This is a genomic window from Arthrobacter sp. TRD_SC_6 (assembly GCF_055361185.1).
The window spans coordinates 1,713,765-1,734,362 of sequence record NZ_CM143953.1 but is presented as its reverse complement, the minus strand read 5'-3'; the positions used below and the strand labels follow the sequence as shown (position 1 = coordinate 1,734,362).

Here is a 20,598-nt window from a genome sequence, read left to right as displayed (position 1 = left end):
AATGAAAACGCGCCAGGAAAACCGGCTCAGAACGTCTCGACGTAGTCTTCCGTTGCACCAAGCTCCGGCGCATGACGCAGCTCGAGATAGGTAGCAGCCTGCTCAAGTTCGAGGACGACAACCTGGTTCATACCCGCCTTCAGCAACGGCGCCGGTACGTAGTAGGTAACCTGTGGTCCCACCTCCCAGTAGCGCCCGAGAAGGAAACCGTTGATCCAGATGAAGCCTTTGCGGAAACCGGGGAGTGCGATGAACGTGTCCGCAGGCTCGGGGGTATCGATGGAAGCCTCGTAAACCCCGCTGTCTGCGGATCCTCGCCCCTCTTGCTTCACGAGATCCGCTGGATCAAGCGATTCAAGGTCAACCGGCACGTTGTCCCACCCGTGAACCAGCCGCTGCCCCACAGAGACGCCCTGCAGTATTCCCTTGTGCTCACCCAGGTAGGGGCCGTAGTTGATGCGGCCCAGGTGCTCGACCAGAATGTTCAACTCCACTGCTTTTCCATGCCCGACGACGGCGAGCCCCTCCTCGCCGTCGGACCGCTCAAGAACGCCGACCGGCTGGCCGTCGATGAAGACGTGGGCGCGGTCGTGCAGTCCGCGAATCTTGATGCGGGTGTCCCCGGCAGGCAGCACTGGCGCCGCCCGGTGGAATACCAGGCCAGCATCCAGTCCGAGCTCCTCGAAGGTCAGCGGGGATGCTGAACGCACCGGCGCACCAAGGTTTCGCACACTCTCGAGCAACCCTGCCCGGCGCTCCACTGCGATTCGCGCAGCAGGCAACCGCCGCGGTGCCGGCGGCAGCGCGCCGTCGTCGTCGTTATCTGAACTGCCATTGCTGGCGCCGCGCAGGAGCGCGCGGATGGCGTGGAACTTCTCGGTCAGGGAGCCGTCCTCGGCGATCGGGGCGTCGGAATCATAGCTCTGGATGGTGGGCTGGAGGACGCCGTCGGCGTAGTTCGCGCCGGACCACAGGCCGAAGTTGCTTCCGCCGTGGGCCATGTAGAGGCTGACCGAGCCGTTTTCGGAAAGAATGTCCGCCACAACAGAGGCGGCGCTCGAGGCGGAACGGGTGTGGTGCTTTTCGCCCCAGTGGTCGAACCAGCCGTTCCAGAACTCAGCACACAGGAACGGTTCCCCGGTGCGCCGTGAACGGAGCAGTGCCGCGGCGTCCCCTGCGCCACTGCCGAAGGTCGCGGCTGCCATGGTGCCCTCGATTGTGCCGCCGTCGAGCATTGACACGGTGGGACCGTCTGCGGTGTAGATGAACTCGACAATGCCGCGTGAAGCCAGTGCGTCGCGGAGCCATGCGAGGTAAGCGGTGTCATCCCCGTAACTGCCGTACTCGTTCTCCAACTGCACAGCCACCACCGGCCCGCCGTGTGCGGCCTGCCTGCTGGTGATGATCGGGATCAGGGCGTCGAACCAGTCGGAAACAGGTTGCAGGTAGCGGTCATCGCTGGAGCGGAGGGAGATGCCGGGCACTTTGGTCAACCAGGATGGGAAGGCTCCGTTGTCCCATTCGGCGCAGATGTACGGGCCCGGGCGCACGATCACGTCGAGGCCAAGCTCGCCCGCCAGGTCGATGAACCCACCCAGGTCACGCCAGCCGCTGAAGTCAGGCTGTCCCGGGTTGCGCTGGTGAAAGTTCCAGGCGACATAGGTGTCCACGGTGTTGCAGCCGAGAGCCTTGATGCGTTCGAGGCGGTCACGCCACTGTTCCGGGTGCACGCGGAAGTAGTGGATGGAGCCGGACAGGATGCGGTGTTCGGCGCCATGCCGGTACAGCTGCGAGTCCGCAAAGGTGAGGGCCTGGGACGGCTGGGCGGCGTGGGCAACTGAGGGAGCGTTCTGAAGCTGGGTCACTCGTTTCATGTTACGGATACCACTACGTCCACTCAACTGGTGCCCTGTGGGGCTACGATGTTACAAGCTCACAGTCTGTAACACGGACACTCAAGGATTCTTCCCATGACCTTACAAGCCCGCCGCTCCCCCTCCATGCGGGACGTGGCGCAGGCCGCCCAGGTGTCCGCGCAAACGGTGTCGAGGGTGCTGAGCGAGCATCCGCATGTGGAACCCGGAACGCGCGCACGGGTGCTCGCTGCTGTCGCCGACCTCGGTTACCGGAGGAACAACACCGCACGTGCACTGGTCACCGGCCGCAGCCAGACCCTCGGAGTGCTGACGCTCGCCACGAACTTCTACTCGCGCGCTTCCCTCTCACTCGGGATCGAACACGAAGCGCGGCGGTCCGGCTACGCCGTCAACACAGCGACGACGGCGACCCTCTCCTCCGCCGCGATCGGCAAGGCACTATCGCGGCTGGCTGACCAGGGCGTCGACGGGATCATCATCGCCGTTCCACTGATCGACGTGGACGAACCGCTCGAGCAGCTCACCCGCCGCGTGCCCACCGTGGTGGTTGACGGCACCAGGACTACGGCAGCCGACGTCGTCGCCGTGGACCAGAGCGTCGCTGCACGGCTGGCCACCGAGCACCTGTTGGAGTTGGGACACAAGACTGTATGGCACGTTGCTGGGCCCACGGAATGGTCGGATTCCGCCACCCGCGTGGTCGGCTGGAAACACACCCTGGAATCAGCGGGGTGCGAGGTCCCTCCGGAGCTGCACGGTGACTGGACACCGGAATCGGGTTACCGGAACGGGCTGATCCTCGGCCGTATGCCCGAGGTGACCGCAGTGCTGGTCGCCAGCGACGAGATGGCGTTCGGTTTGATCCGCGCGCTGGCCGAACTGGGCCGGCGTGTCCCCGAGGACGTGTCCGTTGTCGGAATAGACGACATCGCCCTTGCCGCCTACTGCTCGCCCCCGCTGACCACTGTGCGGCAATCCTTCGAGGAAACCGGACGCAGGGCCGTTGCCCACCTCCTGCAGCACATCAGCGACCCGGACCTGGATCTGGTGCCCGAACTGGTGGAGCCGGAACTGATTGTCCGCGCAACCACCAGCCCTCCGCGCTGAATTGATCTTCCGGCGTCTCATCTTTGATGCGTCTTTGCGGCGCAGATGAGAATGTGGTGAGAACCCGGGCAAATCCCTTGAGGTGACGCGCGGGGTGAGCTTCTATTGAAGAAACGACTACGAATTTCAGGAGGTGCCCGCATGCAGCTTCCTCCTCGACCCGGCCGGGCACCGGCAGCACCGTCCCTGCCTCCACTCACCACCTCTCCCGGCGTGGTCTCTGGCGAAGTCCTCGGTGATGGGCGTTATGCAATCGGTGAGCTTCTCGGCTCCGGCGGCATGGCTGAAGTACACCGCGGCCGCGACGAACTTCTTGACCGCGAGGTGGCCATCAAGCTGTTCAGGGGCCAGCCCGACGACGGCCCCTCCTCCGAGGGCGGCCTCTCCAAGCGTGAGCGCTCGGAGGCTCAGCTTCTGGCTGGGCTGGACCACCCGGGGTTGGTGAAGGTTCACGACGTCGGACACTCAGCGGGGTTCGGGTGGGTGGTGATGGACCTGGTGGACGGACCTGACCTGCACCAATTGCTGCATGACGGACCGCTTGCACTCGACCGGGCCTGGGCTGTTGCACACGATGTCAGCCGCACCCTCGCATACGTCCATGGCCGCGGAATCACGCACCGGGATGTGAAGCCTTCCAACATTCTTACGCGGGACGCTGATCCGCATTCGGGACGGTTCGGCTACGTGTTGACGGACTTTGGCATCGCCCGGCGAACTGACAGTGCCCGCCTGACCATGGCCGGCCAAATCATCGGCACGGCAGCCTACTTCAGCCCGGAGCAAGCCCGCGGTAATCCTGTGGATGCGGCGACAGACGTGTACGCCCTCGGCCTCGTACTCCTCGAATGCCTCACCGGGAACCCGGCCTACGAAGGGCATGGCCTCGAAACCGCGCTGGCGCGGCTCCACCACCCGCCGGCAATGCCCGCCACCATCAATCCGGCGTGGCGGCGCCTGATCGTTCGGATGACAGCGATGGACGCCGCTGAGCGTCCCACGGCAGCGGAGGTCGCCGAGCACCTGAGCGTCGAACGCGACCGGATGCTGACCGAGGGACAGACGGCCGCACTCCCTAACCGTCCGGTCCCTGCTCCGGACAAGACCCGGCGTGCGTACGTCCTTGGCCTCCCCGATGAGCCGGGCGCCACGAGCTCTGAACCAGTCGCCGCCCATTCCGGAGCGCCTATCGGCCCCGCGCCGACCGTCCGCTCCAAGGACGCTGGCACCCCGAACTTCACCGCCCACTCGCCGGACGCAGCGGCAGCTCCAAGGGTCGGATCCCACCCTGATGACAGCGCCCACCCAGCCCCACGAAGGGGCAAGCGCACAGCCTGGGTGGCGGGCGCCGTCGTCGTCGGCTTGTTGCTCGCGATCCTTGCTGTTGTGCTGTCCGGGCTGCTCAACCCAACGCCTGAGCTGGAACCCCTGCCTGCCGTGCCGGGGGCTCCCGGTGAACGCCTGTCGGAACTCTACGAAAGCGTGCAGCCATGAGGCGACACAACTGGGCGCTCCTCGCAGCACTGACTTTGCCCGCGCTGGGTGCGTGCGGTGGGCCGACGCCGATCGAGCCGGGCGCTGCCGAAACTTTTCAGCAACAGGTCCGATCGCTGGCCACGCTCACCCAACAGGGCAACGTTGAACAGGCGCTTCAGGACGCGGAGGCGTTGAAGGCGGACGTTGAGGCGGCGGAACAGGCTGGCAATGTCGCTCCGGGACGAGCGGACCGCATTCAGGCGGGGATCGACGCGTTCGTCGCCTCCCTTGACGTGGCGCCTGAGCCGGCCGTGCCCGAGGTGACGGAACCGTCTGTGCCCGAGACAACGGTACCCGCCACGGTCGAGGCCGACCCACCTGTCTCCCCGCCGAAACAGATCACAGAGGATGACCGCAAGGACGCCGAGGAAGCCCAGAAGCGTGCCGATGACGAGGCCAAGGAGAAAGCGAAGGACGAGGCAAAGGACCGCGAGGACGACGACGACGACGGGTAAGCGGTCCTGTCCCGGCCCGTCGCGCTCCACCGACTAGGCTCTTCTCATGCGTACGCTCCGCCGCTTCCAATTCTTCGCGCTCACCCGCTCCATCGTGACGCGCGGAGCCATGATGTTCGCGGCCGTCCAGGCAACGGTGATTGCCGCCATCGTGATCGTTGACGCCGTACAGAAGAGGCGGCGCGCAAAGCGCCCGGGGTTTCCGCACCCAGGAATCTTCGAGTCCTCGGTGGCGGAGTCTGCCACCACCGTCTATACGTATGGGCACGACCTGTATGAGGAAATGCTCAGCTCGATCCACAACGCCAAACACACCGTGATGCTGGAGACCTACATCTGGAAGGGCGACGCATTCGGGCGCAAGTTCAAGGACGCCCTGAACGAGGCGGCGGCGCGGGGCGTGAAGGTGTACGTGATCTATGACGGGTTCGCGAACCTCGTTGTGCCGCCCACCTTCTACCGTTTCCACCCGGATGTGCAGGTCTTCCGGTTCCCCGTGGTGCGCCCGACGATCGTGTTCACCAACATCCGCGGCACCGGCTTTGACCACCGGAAAATCATGGTGGTGGATGACTCGATCGGGTTCGTCGGCGGGTACAACATCGGCTCGCTGTATGCCTCGAAGTGGAGGGATACCCACCTCAGGATCGAGGGGAAGTCGGTGTGGGAATTGCGCCAGGCCTTTGTCGCATTCTGGAATTCGGCGCCGTCGCAGCACCTCGAGCCACTTCCCGAAACCAGCGCCGGGTACTGGGAACCGCGGCTCCGGGCAGTGAACAACATACCGGCGAACCTCGTGTTCCCGATCCGCGGCGTGTATCTCGACGCAATCAACCGCGCACACAGCCACATCTACATCACCACCGCGTACTTCGTTCCGGACCAGCAGATTCTTGAGGCACTGCTCCGCGCGAGTGAGCGCGGCGTCGACGTCCGGGTCATCCTGCCCGAGGACTCAAACCATGTGGTGTCCGACTGGCTCTCCCGCGGCTTCTACTCTGCGTTGCTGCGGGCTGGGGTGAAGGTGCTGCTCTACCAGAACGCCATGATCCATGCGAAGACCGCCACCGTCGACGGGGAGTGGTCCACCATCGGCACCGCCAACATTGACCGGTTGAGCCTCACCGGAAATTACGAGATCAACGTCGAGATGTTTGATACGAACCTGGCCGCCGACATGGAACGCATCTACGAGATCGACAGCAGCAACTGCCGAGAACTTTCACTCAAGGAGTGGGAGAGCCGGCACATCGTGGCCCGTGTGAGCGAAGCGATTCTCGCGCCGCTGCGTCCGTTCCTGTAGCGCGTATGTCTCCTGGGGCCGGTGCGTGCGCCTAGCCCACAGAAGTTTTTGTCGCCTAGTTGCTGTATTTGCGGCGTCTAAACGGCAACTAGGCGACAAAAACTTCAAGGGAGGTCTGCGGAGAAGCGGGCCAGGTAGCCTTCCCTCGACCGGCGCACATGCGTTGCCATGAGCCGCTCGGCGTCCGCCTCCGAGCCGGCGTCGATGGCGGCCATGATGTCGCGGTGTTCCGCCCATGATTCCTTGCCGCGCGTGTTGACGTCCGTAGCGTACAGCCACTCGATCTTCCCGGCGATCTGCCGCAGCAGCGCCGTCAACGAGGCGCTGCCGCTCAGCTCAGCCACCCCGAGGTGAAAGCGGATGTTCAGCTCCGGCAGCAGGTCCAACCTATCCCCGACGACGGCGGCGTCACCGGCGTCGAGCACGTCGGCCAACGCTTTCCGTGCCCGCCACCAGTCGACACTCGGAGCATCGGCCGCGAACTGCGCCGCCGCCCTGCGCGCCGACCGCCGGGCAGTCGCAGCTTCGAGCGCTTCACGGACCAGGAACAGGTCTTCGGCATCGTCAACGGGGATCTTGGCGACTGTCGACCCCACGTACGGCCTGGATTCAACGAACCCCTCGGCCTCCAGCGCCCGCAATGCCTCGCGGATCGGCACCCTCGAGATCCCGTACTTGGACGCCAACGCGGACTCCGTTACCCGGGTTCCAGGCGTAAGCACACCGAGGATAATGTCGCGGCGAAGCTGGTCCCGGACGCGCTGGAGGGGTTTGGCGCCGTCGTCGTTCTCGTTATCCCTGCCGGACAGGACCTCAGCGCCCCGCGGCATAGCCCTGGCCCCCGCGCGGGTTCGCGGCGGCCCTGAGGACCCCGGTTTCCGGATCGCTCACCACGCAAGACAGGCGGCCAAGCGACCAGTCCCCCGCCCGCGTGATCACGTGTCCGCGCCGTTCGAGATCGGCGATGACGTCCTCACCCAGCCGGTCCTCCACAACAGCGCCGCCCGGCTCCCACGTCCGCGGGAAGAACGAGCCAGGGATCGACGTCGTATGCAGCGACGGCGCGTCGATGGCCTGCTGCGGGGAGTAGCCGCCCACGATCGTGCGCAGGATGTAGAGCAGTTGCCATTGGTCCTGCTGGTCCCCGCCGGGCGATCCGAGCGCCACCACGGGCTTGCCGTCCTTCAGGATCAGTGTGGGCGTCAGAGTGGTGCGCGGCCGCTTTCCAGGCTCCAACGACGACGGCGCACCCTCCTCCAGCCACGTCATCTGCAGGCGCGAGCCAAGGCAGAAGCCAAGTTCCGGGATGGTCGGCGAGGACTGCAGCCACCCGCCGGACGGGGTCGCAGAGACCATGTTTCCCCACCGGTCGACGACGTCGATATGGCAAGTGTCCCCGCGCGTCTCACCGCTTCGGGAGACCGTCGGCTCCCCCACGCCGGCGAACCCGTCCTTGCCGGCGAGCGCGGGCGGCGTGTACTCGGTGCGCAGCGGCGGCGTGAACGGCGTGTGTCCGGGGACGGTGCCCGGGCGGAACCCAGTGGATGCCTCGTCATTAATCAGCGCTCGGCGTTCAGCGGCATACTCCTCGGAGAGCAGGTGCTCCATCGGCACGGCGGCATCCCCGTAGTATGCCTCGCGGTCGGCAATCGCAAGCTTCTGCGCTTCGAGGATGGTGTGTGCGCCAAGGCCGGTGGAGGGGTCGAGGCGGTCGTCGTCGAACCCGTCGAGGATCGCAAGGGTTTGCAGCAGGGCCGGGCCCTGCCCCCACGCACCGGTCTTGGCGATGGTGTAGCCGCGGAACTCCAGCGTGGTGGCATCCTCGTACCCGGCCTGGAACCCGGCGAAATCCCCGAGGCTCATGACACCCGCGTGGTCCTGCCCGGAGGAGTGACGGTGCGGTGTCTGGATGAACTCGACGGCGGCACGGGCCACGAAGCCTTCACGCCATTCGCGACGTGCTGCGTCGATGCGGTCCTCGCGCGATCCGGCGTCGTTTCCGGCATCAATCAGGCGGTCGAGGACGGCTGCATATGCAACGTTGCGGATGACGTCGCCGTCGGCCGGGATTTTTCCGCCCGGCATCCACAACGCCGCCGACGTCGGCCAATGCTCGTTGAACAGATCTTTCACGGCGTTGATGGTCGCTCCGACGCGGCCAAGCACCGGGTGGCCGTTCCGCGCGTAGTCGATGACGAACGCCAGCACATCGCCCAGCTCCCAGGTGCCGTGGTCGCGGAGCAGCAGAAGCCAGGCGTCGACGGCGGCGGGAACGGCCGCGGCGAGCGCGCCCGCTCCGGGAACCAGTTCCAGGCCTTCGGCGAGGTAGTGCTCACGGGTGGCAGCCGCGGGTGCGGGACCCTGGCCCATCAGGACCACCGGCCGGGACGGGTTCTCAGCGGTAGCGAAGACCCCAGTCATGTCCCCACCCGGGCCGTTCAGGTGCGGCTCGACGACGTGAAGGACGAACGCGCCCGCAACCGCGGCGTCGAACGCGTTGCCGCCACGCTCAAGGACTGCCTGGGCTGAGGCCGTGGCCAGCCAGTGGGTTGAGGCGCTCATGCCGAACGTCCCCTGGAGGGTGGGCCTGGTGGTGAATGGTTCCGGCGGGGTGAAGGTCATGGTGTGATCTACTTTCGCGGTTGGTATCCTCAGCGTGGCGTTTGTATACAACTTACCTGCAGCAACCACTTTTGGTATACGTTCGCGCAGCCCTAGCGAAGGATCCCCATGTCGCCCGCCCGCATCTCGACTGACCGCCTGCACCTGACCCTGATGCTCGCCCTGACTTTCTCCACGGGGGTAATCGACGCCGTCGGCTACCTCGGCCTGGACCGTGTATTCACCGGCAACATGACCGGCAACGTGGTGTTGCTCGGCATGGCCGTGGCCGGAGGTAATGACCTTCCAGTGCTCCGGCCGGCACTGGCGCTGCTCTTCTTCATGGTTGGTGCGCTGCTGGCGGGGAGGATGCTCCTGAAAGCTCCGGAGGGATGGAGCGCGCGAACCTCTGTGGCCTTCGGGCTGGTGGCGCTGGGCACGGCGGTGATCGCCGTCGTCGTCGGGCTCGTTGACGTGAACACAGACGAAGTACTTGGCAGTGCCGTTACGTCAGGGCTGGCGACCGTGATGGGCATCCAGGCCGCCACCGCCAAGCGGTTGAAAGTTGCGGAAATTACGACCGTGGTGGTGACGTCGACAATCACCGGGCTGGCGTCGGATTCGCGGTTGGCCGGTGGGAGCGGCAAATTCTGGGGCCGCAGGGCGCTGGCCATCCTGCTGATCGGGCTGGGCGCGGTGGCTGGCGGCTTCGCTCTGCTGATCGATCTGTGGGTTGGCGTGCTGATTTCCGCTGTGCTCGCCGGTGCCGTGACCGTGGCGGGTCATGTCCGTTACCGGGAGGACCGCCGCCGTGCCTCCCGCCAAAGCGCTGTGGCCGCGGGCTAGGCGTCGAAGTGGGTCACCGCGCTCATCTGGTTCACTGACTCGACCACAGCCGCCGCAACCGCGGCCAGTTTCACATTGCGCGCTGAGGAAGCTGCCTTGAGGATGTTGAAGGCCTCCCCCTGGCTGCAGCGGTTCTGGCCCATGACGATGCCCACCGCCAGGTCGATCGTGGTGCGGCTCTCCATGGCGGCGCTCATGTCGTCATTGACCTCCAACAGGCCCGCTACCCGCACCGCCAACTGCATGGAACGCGAGGCCTTATTGGCGAACTGCTGCGCTGCCGCAATTTTGTGTGCGTCGAAGATGTTCGGCTCGCGGCAGTACAGGTCAAGGCCAGCGTTCGCTTCGCCTTCGAGGAGCACTGGTACGCCCAGCCCAGAACGCAGCCCGTTTCCTGCAATCGCCTTGGTGTACTCACCGAACCGCGACTCGGAGCGGAAGTCCTGGACTACCACCGTGTGGTGCTCCCGGGCAGCGCGGAGGCAGGGGCCGTCGTTGTAGCCGTATTGGATTTCATCCATCGCCAAGGCCTCGTCGCTGCTGCTTGCGACGGTTGCAGCGCGCTTGGGGCGGAGCAAGGTAATGGCTGTGTAAATGGTCTGTCCGGTGGCGTTGGAGAGGTCCCTTGCGGCGATTTTCACGAGGCCGGTGAGGAACTCCTCAAGTGCCGCACTGTCCAGCACGAGGTCCTGCAATTCACCGTGGACAGACTTGCCTCTAAGCTCGCTGGTCATCGCGCATCCCCCTCTGGTCGAAATGTTGTGGGCTTGTGGGCCCCCTCCGCCGCCCGTAGCCTAAACGTAATAAGCAGTGTGCTTACTATCGGAGGACGACTATGGACATCAGCGAAGTCACCTGGAACGAGCAGGCTCGAGACAAAATTCTATCGGACGCTGACAAGGCCCTACAGGAAGCGGTCCAGGAGGCCGCTTCGTCCCACTCGGGAGAGGACCGCGATCAGGTGTACAAATTCCTGTTCGAGAAACTGCAGCCGCAATTCGTGGACTTTGAACCCGGACCCGACCTCAGCAAGTACGCCGACGCCGTCGCGCAGGGCGAGTTCACAGCGGAGTAGTCCATGGCCTCCGCTAAGGTTCACAACAATTCCGACGCCGGGCGATACGAGGTCACGCTCGACGGGAAGCTCGCCGGGTTCGCCGAGTACAGGGTGAAGGACTCGCGGGTCCTGTTCACGCACACCGAGGTGGATCCTGCGTTCGAAGGCCACGGCCTCGGCAGTACGCTGGCCCGCTTCGCGTTGGACGACGTGCGTTCGCAGGGCCTGAAGGCCGCGCCGCTTTGCCCCTTCATCGCTGCGTACATTGAGCGGCATACCGAGTACCAGGAGCTCGTGGCGGAGTAGCTTCAGTGGGTTCCACGGGTACTTCAGGAACGACGACGACGGCGCCACCACGGCGCGCGGTGCGGCTCCTCCTGCTGGGGTTCTTCAGCGACAACGCGCGCTGCTGCCCGCCGCTCCCGCCATCGGACGAGTTCCTCATCAATGTCGCGAGTTCGAGTCACCACGGGCGGACCGCCCAGAAGCTGGCGCCGGGCATCGATGACCTGCCGATTGAAGTCCTCCAGGATCTCGCGGACTTTAGCCTCGCTGTACTGACGGTCAAGCTTTTCGTCCAGCTCGGCGTCCTCTGTGCGGAGGCGGAACGGTGCGGGCGCCAAGCCGGAGAGTTGCTCGCGTTCGATGAGGCCCTTGACCCACCAGTCAGGGTCGAGTGTTGCTCCGAGACCTGGAATGGGTTTGCCTGCGTACTTCAGGTTGTCGAAGTCGCCCCGTGCCGTTGCCTGCCGGATCTCGTAATCGGCTTTGGCTGCAAAGTCGGTGACCGGGGCGCTGCCTGCGTCCTCGTCGACCTGTTCCCTGGCCTCGGCCGCATCGCTGCCGGATCGCCGCGCGGACCGGTATTCGGAGACACGCTGCATCCGTTGGGCGCGTTCGCTTCTGTCATTCATGGCTACCCCGCTTCGGCTGCTGGTCCCTCCAGTATTCCGAGGTGGCTGCGGCGAGGGCAAGCTCTCTACTCGCAGCCCACGCCGTCACCGTCACCGTCGAGGTGACCGCCGTAGCCGGGCTGGCCAGCGTAAACCGGTGCGGCTCCGGCTGCGCGAGCCTCGTCGCAATTTGCGAACGCCAGGACGGGCGCTGCTTCCTTGACCGGCTCCGGTTCAGGACTCGGCGTGGGTGACGGTTGGTTGGTTGGTGCCAGCAAATCGGCGCAGTCAGATAGGACGCGTGCCATGGCATCGTGCTCCGCCTGGGTGACCCACAGGTTGTACGTCGCTTTGACGGAGATTTGCCGTGCCACGTACTCGCAGCGGTACCCGCGGTTCGGCGGGAGCCAGGTCGCGGCGTCGCCCGCTCCCTTTTGGGCGTTGGTGGGGCCGTCGGTCGATTGGAGGTTGAGGGGATCGTTCGCGAAGGCGACGCGCTGTTCGAACGTCAGTTGCTGCGCGCCTTTCTGCCAGGCGTCGGCGAGGGCGACCATGTGGTCGATCTGGACGTCGCTGCTGGTGTCCTGTCCGCGCAGGAACGCGATGGTGGTTCCCGTGTAGGGGTCATCCAGGATTCCGGAGCGGACTTTGCAGGGCACCGAGTTGGCGTGGACAAGGTCGCGTAGGTCCCGGTTCAGCATGTCGTTCCGGGTGTCGCAGCCGTTGCGGTCTACGTCAAGCCAGGCCTGGCCGAACTGGTCGCGGTCGTACCCGGTTTTCGGTGCCCGGCCCTTGATGACGAGCGTCTCAAGCAGCACGAGTGCCTTGACGCCGTACTCCGGCTGGTCTTCTGGCGCGTTCGGGTTGCCGTCTGCCCCGAGCACGGTGTCGGCGTCGACGGGCGCGGTGTCGGGGGCCGCCGTCGTCGGCTTGGCGCTCGGCTCGGGCTCGGATGTTTTACTTGGTGCGCTCGATGTGCTTGCCGGCGCGGGCTCGGAGGTTCCCGCCGGCGTGGTCGGTTCGGCGATTGCGGTGGGAACGGTGTACTCGGTCGGTGGGACCAGGGCGCCTCCGACAATCAACCCGACGATACTCGCGGCCGCAACGATCGAGCCGGCTTTACGGCCAGCGAGGCGCGCCCATGATCCGCGGCCGGTGAGGAGCGTGTAGAGCCCGGTGAAGAGGGCGAGGAGTGCGGCCATGACGATCGCGCCACCGATACCGCTCGTGATCAGGCCTATGACCATGAGGAACAGGCCGAATCCTGCAACGATCAGAGTGGATGCCTTCGCCTTTGGTGGGCGGTTCCGGACGGGAACTTGGGCAGGCGGCAGTGATGGATTATTCAAGAATTGTCCCCGTACGAGTGGTGGTCAGCAAAGCGTACGGTACGGCCCCGAACCATAACAACGGGTATCTATCAAGGGGCCGTCACACAATGTGGATAACTTTGACTGCCGGTGATTTGGCTGTCCAGGATCGCCGCCTAAACCGTATTTTCAGCCGGTGCAACACTCTCAGCCTGCTCAACATTCGGGGCAATCTTCACGAGGTAGTCCATTCCCTGCGCAACGCGTGCGACGCCGATACCCAGCAGCACCACGCCGATCACAACCGAACCCGCACCGATGTTCGCCCAGATCTGCGCAGTTTCGATTCCTGATGTTTCGAAGCCTGCGTCCGGTCCGGCGAAGAGAAGGCCGTTAGCGGCAAGAGTCCGAATGATCAGGCCGATGGTGAGCAGGATCAGACCGTAGACAGTCGGCGCTTCGGCAGGCTTCGGCTTGGACATGATTTCCCCAATGCTCAGTGAGACAAAGTACTCGAATGGTACGGCACCGAACCCGTTCCGGTAAGCGGTGACGCAGACAACATCTCCCGCCGGAATACCCGCTGTTTCAGCCGGTTGTACTCCGCATGGACAACAACGTGAAAACCATTGGATTCATCGGCAGCGGCAACATCGGATCCCAGCTGGCGCGCCTCGCCGTCCGCAACGGGTACGACGTCGTCATGAGCAACTCACGCGGGCCCGAAACCCTCGGCGACCTGATCGGTGAGCTTGGCGAACGCGCCCGCGCTGGAACGGTGCAGGAGGCCGCCGAGGCGGGTGACGCCGTCGTCGTCACTATCCCGCTGCATGCAATCGGTGATGTGCCAGCCGCACCGCTGGACGGCAAGACCGTCATCGACACCAACAACTACTACCCACAGCGGGACGGGCAGATCGCCGAGCTTGACGACGAATCGACCACCACCAGCGAACTCCTCCAGCGGCAGATCCCCGGTGCGCGCATCGTGAAGGCGTTCAACAACATCTACGCCAACGAGGTCACCAGCCGGTCGACGCCGCCGGGCACGCCGGGCCGCCGCGCACTCTCGATCAGCGGGGACGACGGCGCCGCCAAGGCAACCGTCACCGCCCTCCTCGACGAGTTTGGGTTCGACGCGGTTGACGCCGGCCCACTCGCCGAAGGCTGGCGCTTCCAGCGCGACACCCCCGGTTACGGACCGGACTTCGACGCAGACCAGGTCCGGGACGCACTGGCGCAGGCAAAGCGCTACGCAGACATGGACTGAATGAAGCACAGTTATGCCCTACGCACGATGATCGGATCAGCTGTCGGCAGGGAACGCGCTCACAACGATGTTCTTGCCCCAGGGGTCCTCGGTGTAGCAGCTGATGACAATGAGCCGGTTCGGAACGATGTTCCAGATTTCGCTTGTCTTGAGTGAGTCTTTCTCGTAAGTGGTCACAGAATCCACGACATAGTTCAGGGTGCCAGCTGCGGTTGAGAGGACGATGGCGTCTCCAACTTCGACCGCAGTACTGAATCTGTCGAAGGGCGCATCCCGACCTTCCCAACTGTGGCCAGCTACGTACGTTGTGTTGTCTGATCCTGTCCCCGGCATGCCGTATGGGGTCAACCAATACCCATGATCAGTGAAGGGTGGAACGATCGATTGGCTTGATAGGTCGGTGTTTGAGGGGGTCAACGGCAAAATGGCGATCTCGATGCCGGCGGATTCGACTGCTATTCCAATTGGAGCTGCCGCAGGCGGCATAACAGCATGGCCTGGTTCAGCCGGTTTGGGCTCAGATGCCGGGAGTCCTACCGGCGGCGCCCTATGGGTCGCCGCCTCTTTGCCGGGGGCAGTGATCTCAACGGAGGTGACCTGCGCTGGATGAGCATTGGACCTCGCTCCGTAGTCCGGGTTCAGCAGGACGAACAGCATTATTAGTCCCAGCGCAGTTGTCATCGCCAACAGCACCCGAAGGGCCGGCTTGCTCCACAGCGAACCCTGCACACGGTGCCGCGGCGGAGGTTTCAACAAGTTCGCCATGGACTACACCTTTCAACGAGGAAAAAGTGATGGTGAAGGGGCGACTCAACTTCTCGGATTATGGCCGTGTGCAATGCCAGACCCGAGCCTGGCATTGCACACGGTCTCGCTAACGATCCATGTCTACGACAATTGGTCGTGCTAAACAGCGGTCAGCCGCGGCTTACGGACAAAGAGAACGCCGGCCTTAGCGGAGACCTCCGAAGCATGCCCGGGAAAGCGCGGGGATCCCTCTCGGAATTCAACGACGGTGGCGACACCTGCAGCTGTCTGGACGTTCATTCCGGCATTCGTTCCTAATGGCGCGCCCGTTCCGTTTGCATCGCCGTTAGGAGCCCCATCAACCGGAGGCACTACCGGAGGCACTACCGGAGGCACTACCGGAGGCACTACCGGAGGCACTACCGGAGGCACTACCGGAGGCACTACCGGAGGCACTACCGGAGGCACTACCGGAGGCACTACCGGAGGCACTACCGGAGGCACTACCGGAGGCACTACCGGAGGCACTACCGGAGGCACTACCGGAGGCACTACCGGAGGCACTACCGGAGGCACTACCGGAGGCACTACCGGAGGCACTACCGGAGGCACTACCGGAGGCACTACCGGAGGCACTACCGGAGGCACTACCGGAGGCACTACCGGAGGCACTACCGGAGGCACTACCGGAGGCACTACCGGAGGCACTACCGGAGGCACTACCGGAGGCACTACCGGAGGCACTACCGGAGGCACTACCGGAGGCACTACGGTGATAATCGTCTCTATTGAGCTCGTGCAGGTGACTGTGGCGCCGCCGCCGTTGCCGGAGCCATTGCATTGATTTATCGTGACGAGAAGGGCATCAGATACTTCATTTCCTCCGACGGTGCACTGGACGCGCACTGTGCCGCCCCCACCGTTGCCGGAGCCGTTGCATTGGGTCACGGTGGCATTTGTGGTTGACCCTATAGGACTGCACTGAATAGTGGGCTCGGTGCCGCCGCCGTTGCCGGAATCGTTGCATTGATTGACGGAGCCGGGTACGGCGGTAGCGGTACCCGTAATGCTGTTGACCACGGTGACGCTGCACCGCACCTCACCACCACCTCCGTTGCCGGAGCCGTTGCATTGGTTCACCACAGTGACAAGATCACTGGATGGGGTGGTGGTCGTAGTGCAGGTCAAGGCTGTATTCGCGGCGCCCTGGCATACTTCGACGGTAACAACGGAGCTGCCTATCCCGGTCTCAAGATTGAGAGAATTGGCAACAGTCACCGTGCAGGCGACCCCTTGCCCGCCGACATTCGCAATTCCGTTGCACTGATCAATCGCAGAGGCTGCGGAGGCGGCTGAAACCGCGCCGAGGGTGCCCCCTGTAAAAATCATCGACACTGCAAGTATCAAAGCTGAGAGAAGCGTAAAACAACGGTGTTCGAGACTCGGAAGACGTTCCATCTGACCGGATTGAGAGTGAGAATTCATGATGTGGTTCCTCCCTGAAAAAGAAACAGCTGATGCGGACTGTTCCGGCAGAATGGGTGGACCCAGGACCATGATCGCTTAGGCATGTGAGAGTCCACACCGTTCTTGTCCCTCGACCGGACCCGTCGGAGATGTGGCGGTTGCTCCGCTAGAGCCGCCCAAGACGGGTTGCTCCGTGTTTTGACCCTTATATCCGGTGGCTGCATTGGAAGCAGTCAGGCTGGGATGCGCGTTTGTACCTCCGACAAGCTGATTTGCAGTCGGGGCTGATCAGGAAATGGCTGGACAGCTTTGCTGTGCCGCTCCAGAGGGCGACGCGCAGAGACACTCGGATGTGTGTCTCTTACTTATACGAATTGAGACCTGCTCCATCATTTTATGTGCCTTGCCAACCCCTTGTGGACAAGGACCAAAGGACCAAAAGTTTCAATGAAAACTATTGGACCTCGAAAGGCTGAATCGACCTGTGTACTGAAAGGTACGCCTAGGCAGAACATCTGTCTATAGGTTTATCGATTCGAAGTTTTTTCGACGAGGGCTGGTGCGCATGATGGTAGCCCCCGCCACAATCAGCAGCACGAGCGCTCCCGCGGACCACGCCAGGCCCGAGTAGCCGATCAGCGCCAGAACCAGCCCGGACGCCGCCCCACCGACCGCGCCCGCGAGGTTCATGAACAGGTCAGTCCGGCCCTGGATGCGTGTGCGCGCCGAACCGGTCACGAGCTCCGCCACCAGTGCCGACCCCGACACAGTCGAAGCGCTCCAGCCCAGCCCGAGCAGCACCAGGCCAACAGTCACCAGCACCGGATCATGCTCGCCGGTTGCAACGACCACGAGCGACACCGCGAACAGCGCCTGCCCCAGCAGGATTGTCCTTACCCGCCCCACCCGGTCACTGAGCCACCCGAACACCGGCGACAGCGCGAACATCCCGGCAATGTGCAGGCTGATGGTGAGGCCGACAATCGTGAGCGTGACCCCGTGGTTCACCAGGTGCACCGGCGTCATTGACATCACGGAAACCATGACCGCGTGACTGACCGCAATGGACCCGATCGCAAACACCAACGCTCCCCTGCCGCGGATGTACCCGGGCGAGGCCTCCCCCTTGGGGTCCGGTGGCGTCGACTGGCTGAGCAGGTACGGGTCAGGCCTAAGCCCCACCAGGTACACCACCGCCGCAGCCGCCTGCGCGCCTACAGCGATCACGAATGATCCGGTCAGCGGCGGCATGTTGAACGTCTCGGCGATCGCTTCACCCGGGCCAACGAGGTTGGGGCCGACGACGGCCCCGATGGTCGTGAACCAGACCACCAGGGACAGATCACGCCCCCTGCGCTCCGGGCTGGCGATGTCCGTCGCCGCGAACCGCGACTGCAGGTTCACCGCCGTCCCCACACCCAGCAGCGCCAGGCCAAGAAGCAGCAGTGGAAACGAAACCAGCCCGGCGGCAAGGATGGTCACCAGCGATCCCAACGCCGAAAGCACGACGCCGACAGTCAGGGCCGGACGCCTGCCAAGACGGTGTGCCAGGCGGGCAAGCGGGATCGCGGCCGCTGCGGCGCCCAGGGTGCTGAACGTCGCGGCGGCGCCGGAGAGCGCATCGGACCCGGAAACGTTGGCGGCGAGCACGGCACCAATCGACAGCGTCGAACCGATCCCAATCCCGCCGAGCACCTGCCCGATGATGAGCACGACGACGGTGCGGCGCTGCACGGCGCCGAGGTCCGCCGTCGTCGTCGTTAGCTTGGTGCCGCTCGAGAATCCCATGCGGCTAAGCGTACTGGCCGAGGGCCCCGCGCCGAGCGCCAGCGAGGGGTGGGAGGCCAGGGAGCGCGTACTGGCCGAGGGCCCCGCGCCGAGCGCCAGCGAGGGGTGGGAGGCCAGGGAGCGCGTACTGGCCGAGCGCCAGCGAGGGGTGGGAGGCCAGGGAGCGCGTACTGGCCGAGGGCCCCGCGCCGAGCGCCAGCTCAAGAGAGGGCTTCCGCCCGGCGCGGCCATGTGCTTGGGTGAGGGTGTGACTCCCGCCAAGGACAGCGCCGAGCTTCTCGAGATCGACGGGCGCGAGGGGCGCGTCAGTAATCCCGGCAAGATCGTGTTCCCTGAGCCCGGTCTGACGAAGCTGGACCTGGTGCGCTACTACCTCGCGGTTGCCGACGGCGCGCTGCGCGGTGTCGCAAACCGGCCGATGGTCCTGAAACGCTTCGTCAAGGGCATCAACCAGGAGGCGTTCTTCCAGAAGCGGGCTCCCGAGAAACGTCCGGAATGGATCGAAACAGCGACGCTGCACTACGCATCCGGCAACTCCGCCGAAGAAGTGGTGGTGAACGACGCCGCAGCGCTGGCCTGGGTGGTGAACCTCGGCTGCCTCGACCTCAACCCGCACCCCGTCAGAGCCACGGACCTTGACCACCCGGACGAGCTACGCATCGACCTCGACCCCATGCCGGGCGTGGACTGGGCGCAGATTGTCGACGTCGCGATGATCGCGCGGGACGTGCTCGACGACATCGGGCTGGTTGGTTGGCCGAAGACCTCCGGTTCGCGCGGGATGCACATCCTCGCTCGGATTGAACCGCGCTGGGACTACCGGCAGTTTCGCCTTGCCGCCGAAACGTTCGCGCGGGAAGTGGAGCGCCGGGCGCCCGGCCTCGCCACCGCACGCTGGTGGAAGGAGGAACGCGGCGAGAGCGTGTTCGTCGACTTCAACCAGAACGCGAAGGACCGCACCGTGGCGTCGGCCTACTCGGTGCGCCCCCTGCCCGATGCACGGGTTTCCACGCCGCTCACCTGGGACGAGGTTCCCCACGCCCGTCCGGAGCAGTTCACCGTACGCTCCGTGCTTGAACGGTTCGCCAGCCTGGGCGACCCTCACGCAGGGATCGACGACAGCGCCGGGAGCCTCGAAGCCTTACTCGAACTCGCGGTGGAGCTTGGGCCAGCAGAGAAAGCACCGCGGTCCGGCGACGGTTCGGGGAGGCGGCAATCGACGATGCCGTTGATCGAGATCGCCCGGGCGAAGACCAAATCCGAAGCGCTCGAAGGGCTGGCGCGATGGAAGGCCAGGCACGCCGACGTCGTTGCGCTGCTGGCTCCGGCGGACGTGCTCGTTGACGGTATGCGTGGGGCGAGTTCGCTCTGGTACAGGGTTCGGGTGAATCTGCAGCGTGTTCCCGAGGCGGAGCGCCCGGCGCAGGGCCCGCTCGAGGTTGACTACAACCCGTGGGAAGCCCGACGGGCCCCTGAACGCTGAGGTGCCGCCGCCGTCGTCGTCGTTACTGCTCCCTATTCGGCGCGCCGCGTGTATATGGTAAGCAGTATGACTATCTCAGGATCGGACGGGCCGGACACCAGTCACCAGCGGCCCGAATCGGCGTCGGACAAGACCGTTGAGGCTCTCGGCAAGCTGTCGGAAGCGCTCGAAGTGGTGGAGCATGCGCGTGGATACCTGTATGGATTCCACCGGCTTACGGGCAAGGCGGACCTTGCCCTCGGCGAGGCTGTTGACCTGTTGCGCGAGGCCGGGCATGAGGGCCTCGCGGACGAGGTGAGCCGCGACGTCGTCGGCCGAAACGTCATCGAGGGACGGTGGACGTTCCAGATCGTCGAGGACTACGACGACCACTATTACGCCGAGTTCAAAGCCCTGGAAAAGCGTGCCCGGGAAGAACTCGTCGATGGCAAGCGCCATCTGTTCGAGGCTGAAATGAAGGAAGACCGCCGCACCCACGGCCGGGCGCACCACGAAGCCCTCCCGCCAGAAGCCGAGTAGACAATCGAAGGAGCAGACCGTGTCTGACCAAAATAGCGGAGAAACACTGGGAAGCCCGACGCCGGAGCCCCAGGGCGGATTCTCACGGGACCCCGAGGATTGGGTCACCGGCGACGAGCCGATGACCGAAGCGCAGCGCAGCTACCTCGACACCCTGGCGCGTGAAGCAGGCGTTGAGATTCCCGCGGACATCACCAAGGCGCAGGCCTCCGAGCACATCGACCGGCTGCAGAAGTCGAGCGGCCGCGTATCGGGCGGAGCGGACGAGGCGCAGGCCGGAGGCTAACAGCACTGGGCAGGGAGGCAAGGAGCCGCCCGCAGCTTTCACGGGCGCTCCTG

General features: G+C 64.7%; 21 protein-coding genes. 11 read left to right on the top strand and 10 right to left on the bottom strand.

Annotated features, from left to right (window positions below; translation table 11 throughout):
* Positions 1–26: 26 nt before the first annotated feature.
* Positions 27–1,874, bottom strand: coding sequence for a glycoside hydrolase family 35 protein (locus ACWA1U_RS08420; RefSeq protein WP_463724876.1), 1,848 nt, complete (start codon positions 1,872–1,874; stop codon positions 27–29).
* Positions 1,875–1,970: 96 nt separating this feature from the next.
* On the opposite strand from ACWA1U_RS08420, the gene ACWA1U_RS08415 reads away from it, so the two are divergent.
* The 4 genes from ACWA1U_RS08415 (at position 1,971) to ACWA1U_RS08400 (ending at position 6,278) form a co-directional block, all read left to right on the top strand.
* On the top strand, positions 1,971–2,984 hold the full coding sequence (locus ACWA1U_RS08415) for a LacI family DNA-binding transcriptional regulator (RefSeq protein ID WP_463724875.1): 1,014 nt from the start codon (positions 1,971–1,973) through the stop codon (positions 2,982–2,984).
* A gap of 141 nt (positions 2,985–3,125) precedes the next feature.
* Positions 3,126–4,478, top strand: coding sequence for a serine/threonine-protein kinase (locus tag ACWA1U_RS08410; protein WP_463724874.1), 1,353 nt, complete (start codon positions 3,126–3,128; stop codon positions 4,476–4,478).
* Positions 4,475–4,975, top strand: a complete 501-nt coding sequence (locus ACWA1U_RS08405) for a hypothetical protein (protein WP_463724873.1) — start codon at positions 4,475–4,477, stop codon at positions 4,973–4,975. Before ACWA1U_RS08410 ends, ACWA1U_RS08405 begins: the two co-directional genes overlap by 4 nt.
* A 46-nt stretch (positions 4,976–5,021) precedes the next feature.
* Positions 5,022–6,278 carry a phospholipase D-like domain-containing protein gene (locus tag ACWA1U_RS08400; protein ID WP_463724872.1) on the top strand — a complete coding sequence of 419 codons (1,257 nt, stop codon included), beginning with the start codon at positions 5,022–5,024 and terminating at the stop codon, positions 6,276–6,278.
* A 104-nt stretch (positions 6,279–6,382) separates the two neighbouring features.
* Here the strand turns inward: ACWA1U_RS08400 and ACWA1U_RS08395 are convergent, their stop codons facing one another.
* Together ACWA1U_RS08395 and ACWA1U_RS08390 are read right to left on the bottom strand one after the other, a co-directional pair.
* Positions 6,383–7,108 carry a GntR family transcriptional regulator gene (locus ACWA1U_RS08395; protein WP_463724871.1) on the bottom strand — a complete coding sequence of 242 codons (726 nt, stop codon included), beginning with the start codon at positions 7,106–7,108 and terminating at the stop codon, positions 6,383–6,385.
* The gene (locus tag ACWA1U_RS08390) at positions 7,092–8,900 is read right to left on the bottom strand and encodes a gamma-glutamyltransferase family protein (RefSeq protein WP_463724870.1); all 1,809 of its coding nucleotides are present in this window, start codon (positions 8,898–8,900) and stop codon (positions 7,092–7,094) included. Before ACWA1U_RS08390 ends, ACWA1U_RS08395 begins: the two co-directional genes overlap by 17 nt.
* Before the next feature lie 108 nt (positions 8,901–9,008).
* Between ACWA1U_RS08390 and ACWA1U_RS08385 the strand changes: the two genes are divergently transcribed.
* Positions 9,009–9,725, top strand: a complete 717-nt coding sequence (locus ACWA1U_RS08385; protein WP_463724869.1) for a YoaK family protein — start codon at positions 9,009–9,011, stop codon at positions 9,723–9,725.
* On the opposite strand, the gene ACWA1U_RS08380 is transcribed toward ACWA1U_RS08385, so the two are convergent.
* Positions 9,722–10,459: a GAF and ANTAR domain-containing protein gene (locus ACWA1U_RS08380; RefSeq protein ID WP_463724868.1), complete on the bottom strand. Its 738-nt coding sequence runs from the start codon at positions 10,457–10,459 to the stop codon at positions 9,722–9,724. The genes ACWA1U_RS08385 and ACWA1U_RS08380 overlap by 4 nt on opposite strands.
* A 101-nt stretch (positions 10,460–10,560) precedes the next feature.
* On the opposite strand from ACWA1U_RS08380, the gene ACWA1U_RS08375 reads away from it, so the two are divergent.
* Both ACWA1U_RS08375 and ACWA1U_RS08370 read left to right on the top strand, forming a co-directional pair.
* Positions 10,561–10,800, top strand: coding sequence for a hypothetical protein (locus ACWA1U_RS08375; RefSeq protein ID WP_463724867.1), 240 nt, complete (start codon positions 10,561–10,563; stop codon positions 10,798–10,800).
* 3 nt (positions 10,801–10,803) lie between these two features.
* Entirely contained in the window at positions 10,804–11,088 is a 285-nt protein-coding gene (locus ACWA1U_RS08370; RefSeq protein ID WP_463724866.1) for a GNAT family N-acetyltransferase, read from the top strand.
* 23 nt (positions 11,089–11,111) lie between these two features.
* Here ACWA1U_RS08370 and ACWA1U_RS08365 read toward each other — a convergent pair whose 3' ends face one another.
* The 3 genes from ACWA1U_RS08365 to ACWA1U_RS08355 all read right to left on the bottom strand — a co-directional run bounded on the left by ACWA1U_RS08365 (position 11,112) and on the right by ACWA1U_RS08355 (position 13,467).
* A complete protein-coding gene (locus tag ACWA1U_RS08365; protein WP_463724865.1) occupies positions 11,112–11,696 on the bottom strand; it encodes a DnaJ family domain-containing protein in 585 nt (194 codons plus the stop codon).
* A gap of 65 nt (positions 11,697–11,761) precedes the next feature.
* Positions 11,762–13,024: an HNH endonuclease family protein gene (locus tag ACWA1U_RS08360; protein WP_463724864.1), complete on the bottom strand. Its 1,263-nt coding sequence runs from the start codon at positions 13,022–13,024 to the stop codon at positions 11,762–11,764.
* Positions 13,025–13,161: 137 nt separating this feature from the next.
* On the bottom strand, positions 13,162–13,467 hold the full coding sequence (locus ACWA1U_RS08355) for a hypothetical protein (RefSeq protein ID WP_463724863.1): 306 nt from the start codon (positions 13,465–13,467) through the stop codon (positions 13,162–13,164).
* Positions 13,468–13,604: 137 nt separating this feature from the next.
* On the opposite strand from ACWA1U_RS08355, the gene ACWA1U_RS08350 reads away from it, so the two are divergent.
* Positions 13,605–14,255 carry an NADPH-dependent F420 reductase gene (locus ACWA1U_RS08350; protein ID WP_463724862.1) on the top strand — a complete coding sequence of 217 codons (651 nt, stop codon included), beginning with the start codon at positions 13,605–13,607 and terminating at the stop codon, positions 14,253–14,255.
* A 36-nt stretch (positions 14,256–14,291) separates the two neighbouring features.
* Here ACWA1U_RS08350 and ACWA1U_RS08345 read toward each other — a convergent pair whose 3' ends face one another.
* From ACWA1U_RS08345 to ACWA1U_RS08335, 3 genes are all read right to left on the bottom strand, one after another.
* The gene (locus ACWA1U_RS08345; protein WP_463724861.1) at positions 14,292–15,020 is read right to left on the bottom strand and encodes a class F sortase; all 729 of its coding nucleotides are present in this window, start codon (positions 15,018–15,020) and stop codon (positions 14,292–14,294) included.
* A gap of 141 nt (positions 15,021–15,161) precedes the next feature.
* Positions 15,162–15,302, bottom strand: a complete 141-nt coding sequence (locus ACWA1U_RS08340; RefSeq protein ID WP_463724860.1) for a hypothetical protein — start codon at positions 15,300–15,302, stop codon at positions 15,162–15,164.
* A gap of 1,686 nt (positions 15,303–16,988) precedes the next feature.
* Positions 16,989–18,257 (bottom strand): MFS transporter, encoded by a 1,269-nt coding sequence (locus ACWA1U_RS08335; RefSeq protein WP_463724859.1) that lies wholly within the window; start codon positions 18,255–18,257, stop codon positions 16,989–16,991.
* 247 nt (positions 18,258–18,504) lie between these two features.
* Here ACWA1U_RS08335 and ligD point away from each other — a divergent pair, with 247 nt between their 5' ends.
* The 3 genes from ligD (at position 18,505) to ACWA1U_RS08320 (ending at position 20,545) form a co-directional block, all read left to right on the top strand.
* A complete protein-coding gene (gene ligD / locus ACWA1U_RS08330) occupies positions 18,505–19,740 on the top strand; it encodes a non-homologous end-joining DNA ligase (protein WP_463724978.1) in 1,236 nt (411 codons plus the stop codon).
* Between the two features lie 66 nt (positions 19,741–19,806).
* Complete coding sequence (locus tag ACWA1U_RS08325; RefSeq protein WP_463724858.1) at positions 19,807–20,259, top strand: hypothetical protein; 453 nt, start codon at positions 19,807–19,809, stop codon at positions 20,257–20,259.
* A gap of 19 nt (positions 20,260–20,278) precedes the next feature.
* Positions 20,279–20,545, top strand: a complete 267-nt coding sequence (locus ACWA1U_RS08320; RefSeq protein WP_463724857.1) for a DUF3072 domain-containing protein — start codon at positions 20,279–20,281, stop codon at positions 20,543–20,545.
* The last annotated feature ends 53 nt before the right edge of the window (positions 20,546–20,598 follow it).